The sequence below is a fragment of the Nocardia sp. JCM 34519.1 genome (assembly GCF_020361265.1).
GTDB classification, from domain to species: Bacteria; Actinomycetota; Actinomycetes; order Mycobacteriales; family Mycobacteriaceae; genus Nocardia; species Nocardia arthritidis_A.
Genome location: NZ_JAIRBR010000001.1, coordinates 805,579 through 826,064, shown reverse-complemented (window position 1 = coordinate 826,064; position 20,486 = coordinate 805,579). Strand labels below are relative to the sequence as shown.

Annotated in this window: 17 protein-coding genes; 12 read left to right on the top strand and 5 right to left on the bottom strand. The window is 64.3% G+C overall.

From position 1 onward, the window contains the following. Positions 1-120: 120 nt before the first annotated feature. The gene (locus tag LGY53_RS03955) at positions 121-693 is read left to right on the top strand and encodes a TIGR03086 family metal-binding protein (protein ID WP_225725239.1); all 573 of its coding nucleotides are present in this window, start codon (positions 121-123) and stop codon (positions 691-693) included. On the opposite strand, the gene LGY53_RS03950 is transcribed toward LGY53_RS03955, so the two are convergent. From LGY53_RS03950 to LGY53_RS03930, 5 genes are all read right to left on the bottom strand, one after another. Beyond that, complete coding sequence (locus LGY53_RS03950; protein WP_225725238.1) at positions 694-2,223, bottom strand: DUF262 domain-containing protein; 1,530 nt, start codon at positions 2,221-2,223, stop codon at positions 694-696. 477 nt (positions 2,224-2,700) lie between these two features. After that, a complete protein-coding gene (locus LGY53_RS03945; RefSeq protein ID WP_225725237.1) occupies positions 2,701-2,976 on the bottom strand; it encodes a hypothetical protein in 276 nt (91 codons plus the stop codon). 227 nt (positions 2,977-3,203) lie between these two features. Further along, on the bottom strand, positions 3,204-4,214 hold the full coding sequence (locus tag LGY53_RS03940) for a lantibiotic dehydratase C-terminal domain-containing protein (protein WP_225725236.1): 1,011 nt from the start codon (positions 4,212-4,214) through the stop codon (positions 3,204-3,206). Between the two features lie 3 nt (positions 4,215-4,217). Beyond that, the gene (locus tag LGY53_RS03935) at positions 4,218-5,450 is read right to left on the bottom strand and encodes a coproporphyrinogen-III oxidase family protein (protein WP_225725235.1); all 1,233 of its coding nucleotides are present in this window, start codon (positions 5,448-5,450) and stop codon (positions 4,218-4,220) included. Between the two features lie 165 nt (positions 5,451-5,615). Then, positions 5,616-5,765, bottom strand: a complete 150-nt coding sequence (locus tag LGY53_RS03930) for a thiocillin/thiostrepton family thiazolyl peptide (RefSeq protein ID WP_167477806.1) — start codon at positions 5,763-5,765, stop codon at positions 5,616-5,618. Between the two features lie 320 nt (positions 5,766-6,085). On the opposite strand from LGY53_RS03930, the gene nocL reads away from it, so the two are divergent. Genes nocL through LGY53_RS03875 form a run of 11 tightly spaced genes read left to right on the top strand, consistent with a single transcriptional unit; the run spans position 6,086 to position 20,485 of the window. Then, entirely contained in the window at positions 6,086-7,276 is a 1,191-nt protein-coding gene (gene nocL, locus LGY53_RS03925; RefSeq protein WP_225725234.1) for a 3-methyl-2-indolic acid synthase, read from the top strand. A gap of 32 nt (positions 7,277-7,308) precedes the next feature. Continuing rightward, positions 7,309-8,163, top strand: a complete 855-nt coding sequence (locus LGY53_RS03920) for an alpha/beta fold hydrolase (RefSeq protein WP_225725233.1) — start codon at positions 7,309-7,311, stop codon at positions 8,161-8,163. Next, on the top strand, positions 8,133-9,404 hold the full coding sequence (locus tag LGY53_RS03915) for an AMP-binding protein (protein ID WP_225725232.1): 1,272 nt from the start codon (positions 8,133-8,135) through the stop codon (positions 9,402-9,404). The genes LGY53_RS03920 and LGY53_RS03915 overlap by 31 nt, the downstream gene beginning before the upstream one ends. Further along, complete coding sequence (locus LGY53_RS03910) at positions 9,404-11,224, top strand: hypothetical protein (RefSeq protein ID WP_225725231.1); 1,821 nt, start codon at positions 9,404-9,406, stop codon at positions 11,222-11,224. Before LGY53_RS03915 ends, LGY53_RS03910 begins: the two co-directional genes overlap by 1 nt. Then, positions 11,221-13,101 carry a TOMM precursor leader peptide-binding protein gene (locus tag LGY53_RS03905; protein WP_225725230.1) on the top strand — a complete coding sequence of 627 codons (1,881 nt, stop codon included), beginning with the start codon at positions 11,221-11,223 and terminating at the stop codon, positions 13,099-13,101. The genes LGY53_RS03910 and LGY53_RS03905 overlap by 4 nt, the downstream gene beginning before the upstream one ends. Beyond that, entirely contained in the window at positions 13,077-14,585 is a 1,509-nt protein-coding gene (locus LGY53_RS03900) for a hypothetical protein (RefSeq protein WP_225725229.1), read from the top strand. Before LGY53_RS03905 ends, LGY53_RS03900 begins: the two co-directional genes overlap by 25 nt. Continuing rightward, positions 14,582-17,203 (top strand): lantibiotic dehydratase, encoded by a 2,622-nt coding sequence (locus tag LGY53_RS03895; RefSeq protein ID WP_225725228.1) that lies wholly within the window; start codon positions 14,582-14,584, stop codon positions 17,201-17,203. Before LGY53_RS03900 ends, LGY53_RS03895 begins: the two co-directional genes overlap by 4 nt. Continuing rightward, complete coding sequence (locus LGY53_RS03890; RefSeq protein ID WP_225725227.1) at positions 17,193-18,185, top strand: thiopeptide-type bacteriocin biosynthesis protein; 993 nt, start codon at positions 17,193-17,195, stop codon at positions 18,183-18,185. Before LGY53_RS03895 ends, LGY53_RS03890 begins: the two co-directional genes overlap by 11 nt. An 18-nt stretch (positions 18,186-18,203) precedes the next feature. Further along, entirely contained in the window at positions 18,204-19,346 is a 1,143-nt protein-coding gene (locus LGY53_RS03885) for a cytochrome P450 (RefSeq protein ID WP_225725226.1), read from the top strand. A gap of 18 nt (positions 19,347-19,364) precedes the next feature. Continuing rightward, on the top strand, positions 19,365-19,886 hold the full coding sequence (locus LGY53_RS03880) for a VOC family protein (protein ID WP_225725225.1): 522 nt from the start codon (positions 19,365-19,367) through the stop codon (positions 19,884-19,886). Next, positions 19,883-20,485, top strand: a complete 603-nt coding sequence (locus LGY53_RS03875) for a bifunctional 2-polyprenyl-6-hydroxyphenol methylase/3-demethylubiquinol 3-O-methyltransferase UbiG (RefSeq protein ID WP_225725224.1) — start codon at positions 19,883-19,885, stop codon at positions 20,483-20,485. Before LGY53_RS03880 ends, LGY53_RS03875 begins: the two co-directional genes overlap by 4 nt. Position 20,486: the final 1 nt, after the last annotated feature.

Below are 20,486 nucleotides of genomic sequence, written 5' to 3'. Positions count from 1 at the left end.
CGTCAAAACGCTACCTGGACAACACATTTGGATTAGTTGAACAGGCAATTCCCAAGTGGCCCAATCTGTCGGCCCGATGTGTTCCAATGCAGCAATCCCCGCTCGACCGAAGGAAGACACATGGACAATGTGATCGAACAGATCGACCGTGCCATCGATTCGACCGCGGCGATCGTCGCCGCCGTCGACAAGGACCACCTGTCCGCGCCCACCCTGTGCGCGGAGTGGGACGTGCGGGCCGTGCTCAATCACATTGTGCGCAACATGCATGTCTTCGCCGCCGGGGTGAGCGGGATGAACACCGGCGCGGATCACGAATCCGATTGGCTCGGTGGGGATCCGCAGGGCGCGTACGCCGCGGCCGCCGAGGTGGACCGCGCGGCCTGGCATCGGCCGGACGCGCTCGACGCGACGGTGCAGCTGTCCTTCGCCGCGCTTCCCGGATCGGCCGCCGCCCGCATCCATCTCACCGAGGTGCTGGTGCACGGCGTCGATATCGCCGTCGCCATCGACCGCACCGACCTGGTGGACGAGGAACTCTGCGCGCAGGTGCTCGATGGTATGCGGGCGCTGGGTGGTATCGACCGTTTCCGGAAGATGGGCGCCTTCGGCCCGGAGGTCCTGGTGGCCGCCGAGGAACCGGCGCATCTGCGGCTGCTCGGCTATCTGGGTAGGGAAGTGCTGCAGGTGTAGTCAGGGCCGCAGTCCTTCCAACACCTTCTGCGACGCACCCGCGAGCAGTTTCCGGCGCTGTTCGAGGAATTCCGGATAGTGCTCGACGCGCCACAGCCGCCGATCCTCCGGAATGCACTGGCGGGAAATCGCGCCGGGCGACATTTCCTCCAGATACGCCAAATTCGCCTCGATACTGTCGGCGGAGTTGTCCCACGGACACTCTCGGTCGATCCACACGTAATTTGCCACCGCGTTGATATATCGGGCCGGGAAGCCGATGACGCGGAGCATGGATCGCGGGAATATCGGTCGTATCACCAGATCGGCGTGCTCGGCCGGGGTGTCGATCGGCGTTCCTTCGCTGCGTGCCGCGAGCAGATAGGTGAGCGGTAGGGTTCGCGCGTTGATATTCGATTCATCGAAATCCGACGGGGCGAGCACGTAGGTATCGTTCTCGCCCATCAGCGAGGTCAACAGCCGGTCGATTCCGTCGCGCTCCAGGGTGGCGATGTCCTGGTTGAGGGTGGTTTCGGTGGAGGAGCGATGCCGCCCGCTTATCGAGGCGACCATGAACCAGTAGAGCGCCTTGTCGCGCTCGGCGGCATTCGGAAAACTGCCGCCGTGCTGGTGCAGAAATGCGGACATCAGCGGCATGCTGGTTCGCCCCGGTAATATCCGATCGTGGTCGAGGCCGAGTTGGTCCGCCAGAATGCGAAGAAAGTAATCGATATAGCCGGGCGTATCGTTCAACGCATCGGCGAACCGGTCCGGCCGGATATTTTCCAACGAGGCGAAATCGACGCGGCCCGCGGCGACCGCCGTGACATTGCGCAGGAACCAATCGGTGCTGAACTTATAGCCCAACGAGGCCCAGCGCTTCGTTTCCCGGCGAATATCCTGTCGCGCCCGAGGCAGTCGCGAACATATCCTCGCCAGCGAAAGATCTGCTTTGGACAGTCTGGTACCCGACGAATTCACCTTGTTGAATATTTCCACAACGGCATCGAGCGTCTTGTGCTCGTCGGTGATGCGCTGTTCCGGCATATCGCGTTCCGGTATCTGCGCCAGCCGATTCAAGCGGTTGACGTACAGTGTCAGCTGCTCGCGGTTGCATTCCAGTCGCTCCAGGTGGTCGCCGACTCCCCGCTCGACGACCTCGCTGACGCTGAACAGATTGTTATCCAAATTATGCCGCGGCGCGATGAACCGGAATTCCTCGGCGGCGACATCGAAGCATAAGCGATTGAACATTTCCGGATCACCGTCGAAGAACTCCGGCGGATGTCCGCGCAGCACACTGTAGAGAGATGTGATACGCTGTTGGCCATCGAGAAGAAGCAGGCGCACGCCCTGATCTACTTGTTTACGGATGGGAGTCACCGAAACATCTGCTTCCCAGAGCAGAACACCCCCTACCGGATAGTTCAGATAAAGCGATCGGAAAAGGCTCTTGACCTGATCGCGAGTCCAAACGAATCCGCGCTGAAACTCCGGCAGGACCAGCGTGCCGGAATCGACCTGCGCCAGTAGTGTAGAGATCTTCGTCATACTTGACCCCCTTGGTCAAACCGAATCATGCCGCCTGCCCGGCTTCCACCCAGGATGCCTAGCCGCCTCTGGACTGTCAAAGCCCTACTGGCCCAACATGTTTCCGTGTTGGTAGTCGCTTCGAGGGCTGCGTTGCCCGCGGCATGCGAGAGGTCGCGATCCGTACGCGCCGGGCACGCGGCCTTGCGTGCTCTGAGTAATCATGACCGTTTCGTCCCGTTGACGGGACCGAAACGGTCCGTACGGCAGGCGATTTCCACGCTCACCGCGGTTCGACCTCGATCACCACACCGTGCCCGGCGGGTGGTACGGGCGGTCGGTCAGTCCGATGGTAGGGCGTGGAACAACCAGCGCCCCAACATGGTTCACTGAGCGGAACATCAGGATGCGGCGAATACCCGTGTAATCCCGAGCGCGCAAGACGGCAGATGGACCGGCAGGAATCGAAAGATAGTGCTGCGTAGCATCTTTGAATGCTCAGTCGGTGAACGTGAAATGCCCGGTGAAGTAGCCGTTGTTGCGCAGGAAGGGTATATGCCGCAACACATCGACCATGATCTTGGAAGCCGAAAGACGCTGTGGCCCTTCGGGGTATGCGGGCATCGGGTGCGATGCATTGCGGGCGATCGGTACACCCTCGGCGCTGAGCTCGACGAACCACGGCGGCACGGTTTCGAAGATGAGATTTCCGCCGGGAAATCTGGTCGCCAGATCGGTGAGCAGCCCGGTGACTTCATCGGGTGCCAAATACATGAGGAGTCCTTCGGCCGTGATTATCACGTTGTCGCCCTCGACGCGAACGGAAAGTCGATGGACCGATACAGTTTCTCGGCCCAGTGGTCGTGGAACGGTGAGTTCGCGTTAATCGACGACGCCGCGCGGTTTCGGAGTGTCCAGAGCCCCGTCGCCGATATGCCGGTCAACGCGATGCGAACGGGCTGATCCGACGGCATGTGAACCTTCCGGGATAGGTGTCGGCGCTAATCGCTGGTCGTCATCCGGGAGACGAGCGAGACGCCGTCGACTCGATATATGGCCTCGCAGGCGCGGCTGACCACATAGCACAGGTAATAGCGCTCCACCAGCGTCAAGCCGACGGTGTGCAGGCTCAAATACAGCAGGCTGGTGAGGATCCGGGCCGCGAGGAACCGGGGATCGTTGCTCAGGTAGTCCTGTAATCCATCCGATGCGCCGACCACGCGGTGGAATGCGTTGGCTGCGAAGTCCGTTCGCTCCCGCCGATGCGCCTGTGCGTATTCGGTATGCACCACAACGGATCCGGCCTCGAGCCGGGCGATGATATCCGGCTTCGCGGCGCGCACGCGGGCGCTCCACGCCGCGGCCAGCGGCGATACGGATCCATCCAGCTGTTCGAAGATCTCGAGCACCCGCTGTTCGATCTCGTTGTGCGACTGGCGGTATCGGGCATCGAGGGTGGCACGGAGGCCGTCGGGATTCTTGCTCGTCGCGATGAAGGCCTCCGCATGCGAACGGAAGCTGAGGTAGCTGAGCGGAACTCCGCCCGGCCCATGCGAATTCGCGACCGCGGGCAGATGCGCGACCATGAGATCGAGTGCGGCGGTGACCAGATCGTCGCGCCGGTCCGCGCCGAGCCGGAGCACATCCGTCACCGTCGGCCGCACGCCCGCCAGGAAGCCGCGGGTTATCTCGGGCAGGTCATTCCCGCCGAAGACCGATCCATCGGCCAGCGGGACGATCGCTGCCGGGGCGACCGCTACCCCGGGATGCGCCAGCGCGAGTGCGCGCGCCTCGATCTCGGCCGCCGCGTCCGGTGAAACATCCAGTTGCGCAACCAATCTGGTGGTGGCGCGGCCTTCGGATTCGCGGAGATAGAGCGCGCGAGTGGCAAGGCCAGCACCAACGGCGCTGTCGAGGAAGGGTACGAGCACCTCGCGCAGCACCGTGTACTGCGCGGATTCCGGTACCGAAAGGAGCGAGATCTCGGTCCACCCCGCTGTAGCCGCAGGCATCGCTCAACCCATTTCCGGTTGGGACATGGCCATTTCGAAGGCGAGCTCGATCAGGGTGAGCCCGGCGACCTTCGGGTCGAGCCGAATTCCCCGGTCGTCCTCGGTAAGCCCGCGGCGGCGCAACAGTTCGATGAGCGGAGCGATGGTCGGGCGGGCAAGGACCTCATCCAATTCGGTGCCGGTGGAAATCTGCCATTCCTGGCGCAGAATGCCGTCGAACATCGCCAGTCCGGCCTGGATGAACGAGATCAGCACCCGGTCCTGACCGGCGGGCACCGCCAGATCGAAGCCGAGCGGATCCGCGATGTACTGATGGATCAGCCCTTTACGGTGCATCATGAACTGCTGATCGACCAGCGAGATCGCGCCGGAGCCGAGGCCGACGGTATCGGCCCGGAGCTGAAAATACATGGCGGCGAACGGGGAAACCTTACCGAAGTATCCCGATGCGTATTCCTCCAGCCGGGTGCCGATGCGATTGCGCGCCTCGGTGAACAGCACCTGCTGCTTGCGCAGGTAATCGCGCTTGCCATCGGCGCTCACGGTGCGCCGCATGAAGGTGCCCGGGGTCGGCCGGAAGGAGTACAGCGAGAGGTGGCTCAGCGGCAGCTCGAGCGCGCGGTCGACGGTCGCGATCAGTTCCGGGATTTCCTGGTCGGGAAAGCCCGACATGATATCGATCGTCACGTCCTCGAAGCCGGCCTCGCGAGCCGCGTAGACGATTCTGTCCGCCTGCTCGGCGGAGTGCCTGCGGCCGAGTTTGCGCAGGCGTTCGTTATCGAAGGATTGCACGCCGCTGGATACCCGATTGAATCCCAGCTCGCGGTAGAAACGCAGTTTGGCCTCGTCGACGGTGTCCGGACTGCATTCGATGGTCGCCTCCAGCACCGAACTCAGATCGAACGCCGATCGGATCGCGTCCATGATCGCGGTGGATTCCTCGGGCTCGAGGCTGCTCGCCGTGCCACCGCCCCAGTACATGACGCAGGGGATATTCCCGGCGGCGGTCAGTGCGGCGCCGCGCTCGGTGATCTCCCGGCACAGCGCTTTTATGTAGTTCTGCCGGACGGAATCGCCGGGTTTGCGCAGCAGATCTTTTGTCGGAATCGCCTGGACCCAGTCGCAGAACGTGCATTTGGAATGACAGAACGGAATGTGTACGTAGATCATCAGCATGCGCTGATCCGGGGTGCTGGACGGTAGATCCGGCACGACCGAGGGCAGGGAGGATGTCATCGGAATTCCTTTCGACTTCCAGGATGGTCGATCCATCGTGGAATCCATGAGGGCGGCCCCGCGCGGTCGAAGGGGGCCGGGCGCGGAGCCGCCGTCAAGGCATCAGGCTCGGTCTGCTCAACCGCTTTCAGTCGGAATCCGAGAAGATCGGCCCTAGCGGACGATTTACGACGAGCAGCTGCAGCTGCACTCACAAGTGGTGCAGGATGCGGACATCACCTTGGCGACCACATCGCGGTCGTCCATGCGGCTGTCGTCCAGGAATTCGGAAATCTCGAGCGCGTTGATATCCAGCGCGGGCAGGTTGTTCTCCATGACGGAGTACCTCAATTCTCTTCGTAAATATGTGAAGGTCCGGCCCCAATTGGAAATCGTAGGTAGGGCATTGTTTGGTGTCAATACTGCTGCCGGTGCCTTTAATTGCGCTATACGGTCGCTATAGCCGCGCTCCAGCGGGTATAAATCAATGTCATCGGATATCTCCAGAATTGGTCATTTCCGCAGGTGAGCGGGCCGGTGATTCGGTGGAGTGTGAATCGAGCCATGTTATGGTCGGCTCTGCTGGAAAAGAAATCGGGGAACGCGATCGGCGGTTTGTAAATGCCGGTGAGGCCCCGTTGTCAGAAAGGGCCGCAATGAATATCAATTCAGCCGGCGCAGCCGACTTCGTGATGCCGGATATCGAAGCGGTGCGCGCCGAGGCGAATGCCGTCGATACGCGGAAGATTTTCGAGCAGGGCATGGATGCCGAACTTCCGGCGTCCAGGGCCGCCGTTGCGCTGGCGCTGTGGCAGGACGAAACGATCACCACCGAAGAACTCCGCATCGCGGCCGAGGCCCGCTGTGCCCAGCGCACCCCGCGCCTGCACACCTTTGTGCCGCTCTATACGACCAATCATTGCGATTCGGAATGCAAGATGTGCTCGATGCGCAAGGGCAACGCGCGGCTGGATCGGCGTTTTTCGGGGCGGAACGAGATCATCCAGCAGCTCGAGATCCTGTACCAGCACGAGGGTGTCCGGGGTATCGGATTCCTGACCGGTGAGTACGAGGACAAATATGTGCGGCTCAGCACCGCCTTCCGGATCGGCTGGGCCATACGCACCGCGCTCGATATGGGATTCGAGCGGATCTACTTCAATATCGGCAGCATGGAGCCCGACGAGATCGACGTACTCGCCGATTGGGTCGGCCATGAGGAAGCGGTCACCATGTGCGTCTTCCAGGAGACCTACGACCGCGATTCCTATCGGAAGTTCATGGGGAAAACGTCCATGGGCGTGCCGAAGGCCGATTTCGACCGGCGAGTCGTTTCGTTCGACCGTTGGCTGGACGCCGGTTTCCGCTATGTCAACCCGGGCGTGCTCGTCGGATTGCACGAGGATGTCACCGTCGAATTGGTGCACCTGGTAGCGCATGCCGCGCATTTGCGTGAGCGCGGCGCGGTGGTGGATTTATCCGTGCCGCGGATGCGTCCCGCGATGAGCTCGCGCGATACCACCCGCATCAACGACAAGGATTATCTGCGGATGATGGCGGTGCTCGCGTTCACCTGCCCGGATCAGCGATTGGTGCTGACCACCAGGGAGCCGGAGGAATTCCAGGATCAGGCGATCGGCATGGCCGGCGTGATCAGCCCCGGCAGCCCGGATGTCGCGCCGTACCGCGCGGATTCCGCGGCCCGCAACGACGAGAAGACCTCCCAATTCCTGGTCGCGGATCTGCGTCGGCCGCGCCACATACTCGGCCGGATCGAGGCACGGGGCACCGAGGTCGGTCACTTCGTCGATCCGGCGAAGGGAAAAGCGCGTATCGCGGTCGGCTGACCGGCGATTGTCCGAGGTAGAGGAGTAGCCGCATGACTGGCAGCGGCCGAACGCGAGTGTTCTTGTTGCACGGACTGCTCGGCACGGCATATGGGCATTTCGGTTCGCAGATCGAGGCCTGGCGCGGGCGTTACGACGTAGTACCCGTCGATCTGCCCGGCCATGGCCGGTGCCCGGTGGATGCCGCCGAGAATTACCTGGATCACGCCTTCGGATATGTGGTGTCCCTGCTGGAACGTTTCGGTCCGGCGCGGGTTGTCGCGGCATCCTATGCGGGGGGTCCGATCGCGGTCCGGTGCGCCGCGGAGCGGCCGGATCTGGTGAATTCCCTAGCCCTCTCGGGTTTCGCGCCGGGGATCCGTCGCGATGCGCTGCTCGCCCAGCTCGGCGGCTTCTGGCAATTGGCCGAGGACCATCCCGATCTCGCCGCCACCTATACGCGCCTGCACGGCGATCGGTGGCGCGCCACCCTGCGAGCCTTCAGCGCGGATGCGGCGCGGATTTTCGAATATCTGCACGTCGAAAACCTGTCCACCGATGTGCTGCTGGCCAATGGCACGGTGAAGTCGGTCGAGCACACTGCCGCGGTGAACGCGCGGCAGTTGGGTCCCCGGGTGTTCGGCCGGGTGATCGAGGGAGCGGGACATATTCCCAGCCATGACAAACCCGCGGACTTCACCGCGGCGCTGGAGGAGTTCTGGCTGTGCGGCGAATTGCGGAATTTGTTGCAGGAGAACGAATCAACGCGTCGGCTCGACTCGCTGGAGACGGTGGCCGTGCTGACGTATCTGCGGGACAACGGGATTTGCGGGGACGTTCCGGAGGAGCGTCCGGAAACTATCGAAGGATGGGGCGCATGGGCCGTCCAGCGTTTACTGGTTTCCTGACCGCGCCCGAAAAGGCCGCCGAGACGGGCGTGCACTTCGGCGCCGAGTTCGCCGACTGGGATTCGCTGCTCGGCCGCGGCATCGAGCGGTCGGGCGTTATCGCATCGGGGCGCACCTACGTGGTCGATCCGGCCGCGGGTCTCGAGGCGTTCTGTTCGCTTTTCGCGGTGGCGACCGTGCCGGACACCGTGCTGCTGTGGACCTCGCCCGCGACAATCGGTGTCGGGGTGCGCGAGCTGGTCCCCGCGCTGTTCGAGTTGGAACAACCATTTCTCGAATCGGTGGACCGGCCGCTGTGGGGTGTGGCGACCTCGGGCAGCTCCGGTGTTCCCAAAATCGCGATCGGGCACGCCGATATGTGGGAGCTGATCGCGCTGCACTACGAACAGGCGATATTCGGCGGCGAACTGCCCGCGAGCCTGGCCACCTGCCTGCCGCTGCAGTTCTCCGCCGCATTCTTCATGACGGTGCTGCCGAGCCTGATGCGCCGCCGGAACCTGGTCGTATTTCCGCCGCATGATTGGTCCGCGGTCCGGCGCGCGGGCGAGGCGTTCGTCCTGGCCGTTCCGTCACTGGCCGCCGCGGCCTGTCTCGGCCTGCGCGAAAAGGTCGATATGCGTGGCGTGACGCTGTTCCTGGGCGGCGGACACCTCAGCGAGTCGCGGGTCGAGTTGATTCGCGAACGCTTTTCCGGCGTCGCGGTGGCCAATATCTACGGCACGGCGGAAACCGGTGCGATCTCCGTGGATCGGGCGCCGGGCCACAATAAACATGTCGGTCGGCCGCTCGCCGGTAAGGCGGTGTGGATCAGCGATCCGGATCCGAATGGCATCGGCATGATCCGGGTCGCCGGACCGGACTGCTGCGAATACATCTGGCGTCCCGGCGCGGAATTCACCGCCGGTAACGGCGGTACCGACTACGGCCACTTCGACGGCGACGGAAACCTCTGCTTACAGGGGCGGGCCGATGGCGGCGAGAAATTCATGGGCGTGCTGGTGTATCCGCGGGATATCGAACGGCATCTGCTCGAGCTGCGCGGGGTGGTGGACGCCAGGGTGCTGGTCGAGCGGACCCCGACCGGATTGGAACGCTTGGTCGCCAAGGTGGTCGGTCGAGTGAGCGACGAAGACGTGTACGCGCATTGTGCGGCATTGGCCGAGGCGCAGCGGCCGACCCGGATCGAATGCATCGATGAGATCGCGGCCGGTGCTGCCTACAGCGACAACGGGAAACTTTGATGATCAATACCGATACTCGTCGGTTCAAGGTGAAGGCCGACGCGTTCTACGTACGACACGAAGACGGCGTATGGCTGCGAAATAACATCGGGTCGTTCACGATTCGCGGCGGCGGAGCTTATGACCTGGTGGCCGCGGTTTTCGCGAGGTTGGACGGCACCTGCACGGTCGGCGATCTGTGTGCGGGACTTTCCGATGGCGCGGCCGGTTCGGTGACGAAGCTGGTGGAAACCTTGGCGGGCAATGGTTTCGTCCGCGCGGTCGAGGCCGAGCCGGAGCTGGTACCCGGTTGGATGCGCACGCGATACGCCACCCATCTCGCATTTCTCGAACATCACGGCGATCGTCCGGTGAGTCGGTTGTTGCGCGTGCGATCGCAGCTCGTCGCGGTGGCGGGCGATGGTGTCGCGCTGCGCGGTGTGGTCGGTGCGCTGGCCGATTTCGGGATCGCGAAGGTGGCCGTCCTCACGCCGGACCGGACGATAGCGCAGACCGTGCGGGACGCGGCCGCCAGGGATCCGCAATTCCAGTGGGAGACCATCGAATCCGCGTTCCAACTCGATGAGCTGACCCGGGTGCCGAAATTCCGCGACGCGCGGTGGGCGCTGCTGGCGACGGACCGCGGCGATGCGGCGGAGATCGCGGAATTACAGGCCGGTCTGCGGGCCGCCGGAAAGTCTGTCGGCGTGCTCGGGGGGTGCGGCGATTTCGTGGCGGCCACACCCGCGAGCCCGGACGACTCCTGGTGTTGGGAATGCTTGCACCGCAATATCGCCGCGCGGGCGGTCGGTGATTCCGGCCCGGCCGCACTGGCGCCCGCGCCCGCGACCATCGGCGCATTGCATCTGGTGCAGCGGCTGTTCGCGGAATTGGCCGAACTCGCGACCGGCGCCGGGAGTGTTGTCACCGCGGAACCCTTTGCGCCCGTTGTGCGTACGCATACCGGCCGCAAACATCCGCTGTGCGGCCGTCATATCCGGATGACGGCAGCGCGGCCGGTGGATGTCGCCGCGCTGCGCGGCGAACCGGTGCGCCTCGACATTCCGGCGGCCGACGATCCGGTGGAGCTGATCGGGGTTTCGGACCGAATCGTCGAGGTCACCACCCGGTGGACCGATTCGATCACCGGGCCGCTGTATTCGGTCGGCGAGGCGGACGCCGGTCAGTTGCCGCTTTCGTCCAGCAGCTGCACGGTCGCCGATCCGGACTCCACGGCCGCCCATCCGAGTACGAAAGAGATTCACTGCCAGGCTATTTCGGCGCGCGAGGCGCGAAATCAGGCCGTGCTGTACGCATTGGAGTGGCAGGCATCCCGGATCGCCGAGCTCACCGATCATCCGGCGCGGGGGTGGGTCTTCGGGGCTGGTTGGTCCGCGGCCGAGGCGTGGTACCGGGTGGGTGTCGCGTCCGCCTATGCCGAGCCACCCGGCTCGCTCGACTGGCAATCGGTTTCCGGTGAACAGCACCCGGTCCGCGACTATCTGCTCGAAACCCTCGCTGATATCGGTAAGCCGCCGAATTCGGCCGCGTACGAACATGTTTCGAATGGGTTGGTGCGCGCGTGGGTGCGCGGCGCGGATATCGAGGCCACCGCGGGGGTCGGGCTGGATCCGGATCACGCCCTGCGCAACGCTTTACTGCGCGCGGTAGCGGAAAACGGTTCTACGGTCGCCCATCTCGCGCCACCGGTCGCCGACTGGCAGGAAGCGGCCATCATGCTGACCGGTCATCCCGGTGTGCTGGATGTGTCGGAATTACTGCCCTTCCTCGGTGCCGATGGATACCTTTTCGCCGCTGCGGCCCCGGGGGTGACATCGTGACCGCCGCCCGGACGATGACCGTGGTGGGGGAGGGTTTCGTCGCGGAATTCCTCGCCGAACTGCTTTCCGAAGAGTCGGTCGGCTCATCCGTGGTGCTGGTCGCCGAATTGAACCGGATCGGTGACTATCAGGACATCATTCTCGAATGCGTTGCCGCGCAACATTCGCTGCTGTTCGTCGGGACCTGGCGCTCATTCGTTTACGTCGGGCCGGTGTGGCGGGCGGGCCAGACCGGATGCCCGCACTGTCTGGTCACGCGGACGGCGAATTCGTCGTTCGGGCCGGATCTGCTCGGTGACACCTTCGCCGAGGTCGCGGCGCGTGACCTCACCGTGAGCACGCTCGGGCCCGGCCTGCTGCGGATCGTCGAGCTCCAGGTGCGGGCGTGCCTGGCCGACCCGGATCTCGTCGATGGCCAGGTAATCGTCATCGACGGTTTGACGGGCACGGTAGAGCGGCAATTGCTGCTGCCCGATTCGACCTGCGCCAACTGCGGTGAATCGAGCACCGGCACCATTCCGGAATTCCATGGCGCACCGCTGCCGAAGCTCGCGCCGGGCGCCCTGCGCACCAGGGAAGTGGATGCGCGGGTAATCGAGCGCGAATATCTGTTCGGCGGGCTGGGTTTGTTCAAAGAACTCCGGCAGGATCTGCAGAGCCCGATCGGCGCGTGTTCGGTCGAATTGGTTACTCGATGGGGCCGCCGTGAGCCCGCCATCGGCCGGGGCGATACCTTCGGGTCGAGCCGGACGATCGCCGTGCTGGAGGGGCTGGAGCGCTATGCCGGGATGTTCCGCGGCGGCAGAACGGCGCCGGTGCGCGCCGCGTACGCCGAAATCGCGGACGAGGCTGTCTACCCGCCCGAACTCGGCACCCATCCCGCGGAAAGCTATGCCGCACAAGGGTTTCGCTATCAGGAATTCAGTCCGGACACGGTTGTCGACTGGGTCTGGGCGTATTCGTTCCGCAAACAGCAGGCGGTGCTCATTCCGGAGCGCGCGGCCTTCTGGGGTCCGCGGCATGACGGGGAGATCTCCTTCATGTACGACACCTCCAACGGCTGTGCCCTCGGCAATTCACCGGAGGAGGCGATCCTGCACGGGCTGCGCGAGGTGGCAGAACGGGATTCGTTCCTGCTCACCTGGTATCGCAGGCTGGCGCTGCCCGAGGTCGACCTCGACGGTGTCGGCGGGAGGCTCGGGCAACTATTGCGAAAGGCCAAGTTGTTCACCGGGTTCCGATTCCGCGCATTCCAATCCACCATGGAGTACGGGATGCCGAGCTTCTGGCTGGTGGCCGAGAACAGTCTCCCGGACGGTCCGCGGGTGCTCGCGGGTTCGGGCGCGCATCCGGATCCGATTCAAGCGATCATCGGCGGTTTACACGAGCTGATCGGCAGTGTGCAGGCCACAACGCACAGTTATCCGCGGCGGCGCGCCGATGGACTGCGAATGTTGGCCGATCCGACGCTGATTCGCACCATGGCCGACCACCCGCTGGTCGGCGCGCTGCCCGAGGCGCGTCCGCGCTATGGCTTCCTGCTCGACCGCGACGGGAAACGAATCGCGCTCGGCGATATCGCGAGCACGCTGCAGACCGGCGAATCCGATCTGTGCGCGGATCTGGATACCGCGCTCTCGGGCATGCTGGCCGCCGGGTTGGACGTGCTCGCGGTGGATCAGACCATGCCGGAATTACGGCGCAACGGGCTGTCCTGTGTGCGGGTGCTCGTTCCCGGGACCGTGCCGATGACATTCGGTCACCTGAATCGCCGGGTGCGCGGGCTGCCCCGGCTCACCGGTGAGACCGCCATTCCCTATCGCGGTCAGTGCGGCAAAGGAGAGGAGATCGGGTGCGTTCCCCATCCATTCCCGTGACCGGGCAGGACGAACTCTTCGACTACGTCTCGCGGCTGCGTACCGATCCACAATCCGCGAATCCGGCTGATTGGCAAGTGGATTGGGCCGATGGACCGTGGCCGGTCAAGGTTTACTCGGGTGCGCGGCGCATTCGGCTGGATCCGGCATCCGGGCTGGCGAGGGTGCTCGCGGGCAGCCTCGCGGTGAATCGGATCCGCGTGGACGCCACGGGCGGGTTGCCATCCGCACCGGGCCGAGCGGCCTTGGAATATCACGGATCTCAATATCTGATGCGGCGATCGATACCCTCCGGCGGGGCGATGTATCCGACGGAGCTGTATGTGCTGTGGCCGGGCGCGAATCAGGTCGGCCACTACGACGCGTATCGGAACGAGCTCGTGCATCTGGGGCGGGCCAACGGAATCCGCGAGGCCATCGGTGAACCCGAGGATCTGCCGCCGCTGATGCTGTTGCTGTGCAACAGGTTCTGGAAGAACTTCTACAAGTACGGCAACTTCGCCGCCCGCCTGGGCTCGGTCGATACCGGTGTCGTGCTCGGTCGCCTGGTGCGGTCGGCGAGCGCCTGCTTCGGGCGGGTCGAGGTGCGGGCCGACTTTTCCGCGGACCTGGTCGGCGCGATGCTGGGACTGGATCCGGCCGAGGAGTTGTGCGTCTCGCTGCTCGGTCTGGGACACCCCGGTTCCGTTCGCGATTCGCATTCGCCATCTGAATCAGACTGTGTACCAACAGTTATCGAACGTTCCCGGGTGATCAAGCGATCGGCGCTGTTCGATGCCTGGAACGCGGCCGCCAAGCCGACGGTATCCGGTGGACCGTACGTACCCGGCCCGATGATGTCTGCGATTTCGGGTCGGGAAATCGCGCTACCGGAACCCAAACCTATCGATCTACTGGATCCGAACGTATTGCGCCACAGGCGATCCAATGGGCGTCTTTTCACCGGCGCCACCGTCACCGCCATGGATCTGGCCACCGTGCTCGTGTCGGCGGCCGACGCGGTGAGCCAACTGCGGGCTTGCGCGGATGGTGTGCTCGGCACGGATATTCACCTGTTCTGCGCGGTACATCGGGTCGCGCAGGTGCCCGCGGGCTGGTACCGCTACGAGGACGGCCGCCTGATCGCTGTCGGAGACGGCGGCGCTACGGCCGCCGACCTGCAGCGGGCGCTGTTCGCCGACACGGTCAATATCGAATTGGCGGCGTTCACCGTACATCCCGTCGCACCCACCGACTTTCGAGCGGCGGGCCGTGGCATGCGCGGATATCGGGAGCAGCAGTTCGGCATCGGGGCGGCGGTGGAGGCGCTCACGGTCGCGGCGGCCGCGGTCGGGAGCGGCAGTCATCCGGTGCTCGGGTTCGACGCGGACCTGGTCGACCGAGCATATGGCCTGTCCGGCACGGCTTTCGGAACGCATGCGCAGGTATCGGTCGGCGCTGTCGGTGTCGACCCGAACTGGGAGATAGCGGTGATGCTCGAATGACAAGGCCAGACCCACGATTCAGCCCGTATGTGCTGTTCCGGCGCGGCACGCTCGGCCTGTCCGAACTCGCGGATCTGGTTCCGGCGCGCGCATGGGACCTGCTCCGGCGGGCGGACGAAATCGATATCGACGCCAGTACCGCAAGGCTGGAAGATGCGTTGCACCAAGCGATTCCGACACTGTCACCGGAACACCGGCGCGCGGTGCTGAAGCTGCGCCGCGATGTGCACAACGGAAGGCCGATATCGGCGGCCGCACCGCTGGAGCTGCTGCCCACCGCATGCCGGGATCTGCTGATCGAGTGGAATCAGACGGCGGAACAACGGCGGACATTACTGGCGCAGGCCGATGCCACCTACCGATCAGAGCTGGAGCAGGCACGCACGACGCTGGCGAAAGTGGCGCTGCACGAGGACTTCCAGCGCGGCCTGCAGCTGTCGGGCGAGGACGTATATCGCGAGGTGATGGCCTTCGCCGCCGACCCGTTCGACACCGGACGCAAACCGAGCCGGACGCGGCGCATGGAAAGCACCATCACCAGCTTCGCCTACCGGGTGGTGTTCAAACCGTCCCCGTTCGGCTCGTTCACCGAAATCGGCGCACACGATTGGACGGCGAAATCGGCACCGGGACAACGTCTCTCGCAAGTCCGGCTCAGCGTCGGCCTGCTGGCCTGGATGGCGCATCAGCTGCGCCTGATCGACGGTGCGGACCGGGTGCTGCGGGTACGGCTCAACAACTCGCTGTCCTGCGCGGGCGACCGGGCCGTATTCATCAGGCGTCCGCTGGAGGGCGCCGATGACGGTTTCACGCCGGACAAGGTGATCAGCGCGCGGAATACCGATCTGATCACGTTGCTGCGCAAGGTGCTCGGTGACGGTCAGGTGCTCGAGTGCGAATTGCGCGAGAAATTGGTCGCGGGCGGATTGTCGGCGGAACAGGCCCGGCAGACCATCGACGGATTGGTGAAAGTCGGCTTGTGCTATCGCGGTATGGGGCTACCCGACCAAACCACTCGTACCGCGGAACAGCTCGCCGCGCGGTTGCGCGCGGCCGGTACCGCGCAGGCCGTCGCGTGCGCCGAAATATTCGAGGAACTACAGGGAATCGAGGACCGATTCGCGCAATCCTCGCCGCAGGCCCGCACCGAACTGCTCGGCAGGCTGCGGGCCTGCGTGCGGCGATTCGTCGATATCTGCCAATGCAGCCCACCCGCCAAGGAGGCGATGCGCGCGGCGGTCTACGAGGATGTCGGCACCCGTGCGACGGCCGCGGGTTGGCGGGGCGATCTGGTTGCCACGAACGCCGATTATCTGGAGTTGTACCAGCGGCTGGTTCCGGTCCTCGATGACGCCACGATCGAGAAATTGGGACTGTACGCGTTCTACGTGCGACGTTATGGCGAGGACGGCCCGCCCGTTCCGATAGCGGAGCTTTTCCGGGCATTCGACGAACTGTCACCGCAGGAGGCGAGCGCGGTGATGTGCGGACTCGGCGATCCGGCCGCGGCGCGGGTTATCGAATTGCGTTCGGAATTCTTCGCGCTGCTGCGAGATCGGGTCGCGGAGGCGGGCGCCGCCGATGCGGTGCGCCTGGACCCGGAGCGGCTGCGTGAATTCGTGCGCGCGCTGCCCGATACGGTGCCCGCCTGGCGTTCGACGGCCTATCGGATACAGCTGGACGACGACCTGCTGGTGGTCAACGGTGTCACCACCGGACACGGTGTGTTCTTCTCGCGGTACTGCGATCTGCTCGAATCCGGTGCGGGGCAATGGAATCTGGCCGACGAACTCCGTACGCACATCGCCGCGACGACACCGCGGCAGACCGATATCACCGCGGTGCTCGGCCTCAATTTCAATATGCACCCGCGGCTGTGCCCGCTGGAGCTGGTGTATCCGGGTTCGGTGGCCGAACCGGATGGTCCGCGGCCGTTGACCGTCGCCGATCTCCTGGTGCGCGCCGACCGGCGTACGCGCAGGCTCGAATTGATATCCGCCGTGGATGGCGCTCGAATCGACCTGGCCCCGTTGAACTTTCTGTATCCGGCCGCCGCGCCGATGCTGTACCGGTTCCTGTGCGTATTCGCGCCGACCCGGACCTATCGGGGCGGGCTGTGGGATCAGATCGACCGTCATCAGTCGGTGGGTCAGCCATTCAGGCCGCGCTTGATGCTGGGCGATCTGGTGCTCGATCGACGATCCTGGCGTTTCCCGGTAAGCGAATTGCCCGCACTCGCCGGGCTGGAGCGGCAGGATTTGTCGGCGCTGGCGGAATTCGACGCGTGGCGGCAAGCGGCCGGTTTACCGCGAACCACCTTTTTCCGTGTGCTCGCACCCCGCCGGACGCCCGATTCGGAGCGCAACCTGCTCGAGGAAACCCGGCAGTGGGCGATCGAGGCGCGCAGCGCGCGGCTGCACAAGCCGCACTCTCTGGATACGCACAACCCATTCCTGATGTATGTGCTGGCCAAGCAGGCCCGCGCGAACGATGGCGGCACGGTGCTGTTCCAGGAATGTCTGCCCGGCGCCGAACGGTATGCCGAATCCGGGAATCCGGACAGCGCCGAGGAGTTCTTCGTCGAGTTCACCCTATCCGGAGGCGGCAATGACAACTGATCAGGTGTGGCGCAGCCTGCACGTGCACCGATACAACGGGCAGGACGAATTTCTGGTCGACGGCCTGGCTCCGGTGCTCGCCGGTCTGCGCTCGTCCGGTGGGATTTCGCAATCCTTCTTTCTGCGCTACTGGCAGGGCGGCCACCATGTCCGGGTGCGTTTCCGGGTCGCCGCGGCGGATGCGGACGCGGTGACGGCGGAGGTGGCGATAAAGCTGGCGGCATATCTCGCGGAGTTTCCGGACAGCGCGAGCTTCGATGTGGACGAGTTCCGCGCCGCACAGCCGACGATGGCCGCCCTCGAGAACGAGGATGTCGCGGAGGTGCAGCCACCCGACACCGTCCGGTACGCCGAATACACGCCGGAGTACGAAAAGTACGGGGGCCGTCGCGGCGTCGCCTTGGCGGAGGAGTACTTCACCAGCAGCAGCGATATCGTATTGGCCGCGCTGGCAACGATTTCCGGTGATTCGGCCAAGCGGCTCGGCATCGGATTCTCGACAATGCTGCGCGGCATGTGCGCGGCCGGGCTGAGCACCGCCGAGATGGCGGAATTCTTCAGGCATTACTGCCTGCTCTGGTCGCCGTACACCTTCGAACAATTCCTCGGCGTCTGGCCGCAGCTGCTGCAACAGCGCCGCTGCGCGTTGGCGACCCATGTGGCCGCAGTGCTGGCCGCGCCGGAACGCCTGGACGACGATCCGTTCCACCGCGCCATCGGCACCGCGTGGCGCGGGCTCGACGACGATATTCGCGCGGCGATCGAGCTGGCCGGTCCGGCGGCTACCCGCGCCAGGCGGGAGCAGGTTCTGCTCGCGGCCTTTCTGCATACCCACAACAACCGGCTCGGGCTGATTCCCGAACACGAATCCTTCCTCGGATTCCTCGGTCATCACGTGCTGAGCGAGGTGGCCGGCGTGACCCCGGAAGCCGAATTGCTGCGGGCGGTGCGCGAGCACCGGGCGAGTCGATTGAGCAACTGACGATATTTGGAGGCGACCGTGGAAGTCACGGCGACAATTGACGGCCTGCGGTGGGACAGCACGCGAAACCGGCTGAAGGTATTGCGACCGGACCTGGCCGACGCGGTATTGCGCGATCGGCATATCGTCGCCGGTATCGAACGCGAGGGAGCCACCTCGCCGACCCGGTATCCGGGCGAGGACGAGGTGCCATCGATCTCCGGATTCTTCCAGCTCTGGTACACCGTCAATTCGAACTACACGCAGTTCAACACCGAATTGCGCAAGGTGTTCACCGTGCGGACCACGGCCGAGTTCGCGGATATGTTCACCGAGCTCGCGGCCGCGCAGGCCGCGAAGATGCCCGCCGAGGGCGATCTGGTGACCGAATTCCTGTCCCCGTATCTGATGCACAGTACGTTCGCCATGATCGGTGTGCCCGAATCCGACTGGCCGAATCTGAGCAAGGTTTCCAAGCTGGTCATCCACCTGTTCAAACAGCAGCTGCTGGGGGAGACCGAGCATTCCCCGGAAATGATTCGCGCGCACGAAACGGTGATGCGATATTTGAAGTCGTTGACCGACCGCCTGCTCCGTGGCGATCGGTCCAGCCCTTTTCTGGATGCGGCGCGCACCTTGGCCGAAGGGTCGGCGGGTACCTGGCCGATCGCGGCGTTGATCGGACAATTGCTGATGGCCGGTATCGAACCGATGATCGTCGGTGCGAGCATAACCTGTCGCGAAATATGGTCCGATAAGCAATTGCTGGCGAATGTGCGTTCCGATATATTCGATATCGGCGAGATCGCCGAGGAGGCGATGCGGGTGCAGCCGCCTTTCGGCAATATCTTTCGCTTCGTCGTCGAGCGCTGTGAATGCCTCGGTATGGTGCTGGAGCCGGGCACCGTCGTGGCGATCGACATTTCGGCCGTGCACCTGGCGCGGCAACCGGCGGCGCAGCCGGTCCGCGGGTGCCCGGTGCGCCCGAATGCCGTGCTGACCTTCGGCAAGGGCATGCATTACTGCCTCGGCGCCAACAGCGCGCGATTGCAGATAAGCACCGGGCTTCGCGAATTGCTCACGCGGCGACCGGAATTATGCGTCGACCCGGCGGCGGCGCGGATAGACACATTCAACAATCTCAAGGAAGTCCGGGCGCTGCCCTACACCTCGCAGCCGTAGCGGCGGATAGGAATCATTATGAATTATGTGAACCACGCCAGCCACGAGCGGGCGCCGGAGGGTGTCGGTTTCGACGATATCCCCGATATGCCGAATTTCGGAATCCTGCTGGTGAGTGATATCGATAAATCCCTGGAATGGTATGTGGACGGGCTCGGCTTCTGGGTGGAAAAACAATTGACGGGTCCGGACGGGCAACTCGCCGTTGTGCATCTGCGGCGCGCGCAATACCGGGATATGCTGCTGCGCCCGGCACGTGAACCACTCCCTGGCCCACTCGGCCGCGGCATACGACTCAGCTTCACGGTGAATGCCGAGACCGAGCAGTCGATGCGGGAAATCGCCGAGCGATTGACGAAACTGCCGCAGGGCACCGTGCACGGCCCGCTGTTGACGCCCTGGAATACCGTCGATGTCGAGGCGACCGATCCCGACGGATATATCGTCGTGCTCACCACCGTTGCCGATCGTGCCCGCAGCTGGGCCGAGCTCAAGGATCAGGTCGCCGCGGGCGATCAGCCGGTTCGGATCGACCGATGAACCCGCCCGCGAAATCGTCGAAGTTGGTGAACCGGGCCTACAACTTCGCGTACAAGGTCGGCTTTTCGCCGTGGGATCTCGGTCCGCCCATGCCCGAACTGGTCGATTTGATCGAGGGGCCGGATGCGCTGCGACCCGGCCGGGCGCTGGATCTCGGATGTGGCGCCGGATCGAAATCGGTCTATCTCGCCCAGCACGGCTGGTCGGTGACCGGTGTGGATATCGCGGAGGAGGCCCTCAAACAGGCTCGGCGCAAGGCGGCGGACAACGGTGTGGATATCGAATTCGTCCAGTGCGACCTGGTGGACATGCCGCCGGACGCACTGCGCGGCCGATACGATTTCCTACTCGATTTCGGCTGCTCGCACAGCCTGCGCGACGAGGCGAAACCGCGTTACGCCGAACGCATCGCGCGCCTCGCCGAACCCGGCGCGACGCTGTATCTGTACGCGTTCACCAAGGGGCCGCTCAGCGTGCGTCCGGAGGAAATCGACACCGGTTTCGCGCCGTTCTGGGAGCTGGTGTCGGCGACACCCGGCAGCATTCGGCGCACGCCGGACGCCGGACCCATGTGGTACCGGATGATTCGCAGGTCTTGAC

What these genes read in the sequence shown, in the direction of transcription:
- LGY53_RS03955 (WP_225725239.1), top strand. Translation starts at nt 121, where the DNA reads ATGGACAATGTGATCGAACAGATCGACCGTGCCATCGATTCGACCGCG.
- LGY53_RS03950 (WP_225725238.1), bottom strand. Translation starts at nt 2,223, where the DNA reads ATGACGAAGATCTCTACACTACTGGCGCAGGTCGATTCCGGCACGCTG.
- LGY53_RS03945 (WP_225725237.1), bottom strand. Translation starts at nt 2,976, where the DNA reads ATGTATTTGGCACCCGATGAAGTCACCGGGCTGCTCACCGATCTGGCG.
- LGY53_RS03940 (WP_225725236.1), bottom strand. Translation starts at nt 4,214, where the DNA reads ATGCCTGCGGCTACAGCGGGGTGGACCGAGATCTCGCTCCTTTCGGTA.
- LGY53_RS03935 (WP_225725235.1), bottom strand. Translation starts at nt 5,450, where the DNA reads ATGACATCCTCCCTGCCCTCGGTCGTGCCGGATCTACCGTCCAGCACC.
- LGY53_RS03930 (WP_167477806.1), bottom strand. Translation starts at nt 5,765, where the DNA reads ATGGAGAACAACCTGCCCGCGCTGGATATCAACGCGCTCGAGATTTCC.
- nocL (WP_225725234.1), top strand. Translation starts at nt 6,086, where the DNA reads ATGAATATCAATTCAGCCGGCGCAGCCGACTTCGTGATGCCGGATATC.
- LGY53_RS03920 (WP_225725233.1), top strand. Translation starts at nt 7,309, where the DNA reads ATGACTGGCAGCGGCCGAACGCGAGTGTTCTTGTTGCACGGACTGCTC.
- LGY53_RS03915 (WP_225725232.1), top strand. Translation starts at nt 8,133, where the DNA reads ATGGGCCGTCCAGCGTTTACTGGTTTCCTGACCGCGCCCGAAAAGGCC.
- LGY53_RS03910 (WP_225725231.1), top strand. Translation starts at nt 9,404, where the DNA reads ATGATCAATACCGATACTCGTCGGTTCAAGGTGAAGGCCGACGCGTTC.
- LGY53_RS03895 (WP_225725228.1), top strand. Translation starts at nt 14,582, where the DNA reads ATGACAAGGCCAGACCCACGATTCAGCCCGTATGTGCTGTTCCGGCGC.
- LGY53_RS03890 (WP_225725227.1), top strand. Translation starts at nt 17,193, where the DNA reads ATGACAACTGATCAGGTGTGGCGCAGCCTGCACGTGCACCGATACAAC.
- LGY53_RS03880 (WP_225725225.1), top strand. Translation starts at nt 19,365, where the DNA reads ATGAATTATGTGAACCACGCCAGCCACGAGCGGGCGCCGGAGGGTGTC.
- LGY53_RS03875 (WP_225725224.1), top strand. Translation starts at nt 19,883, where the DNA reads ATGAACCCGCCCGCGAAATCGTCGAAGTTGGTGAACCGGGCCTACAAC.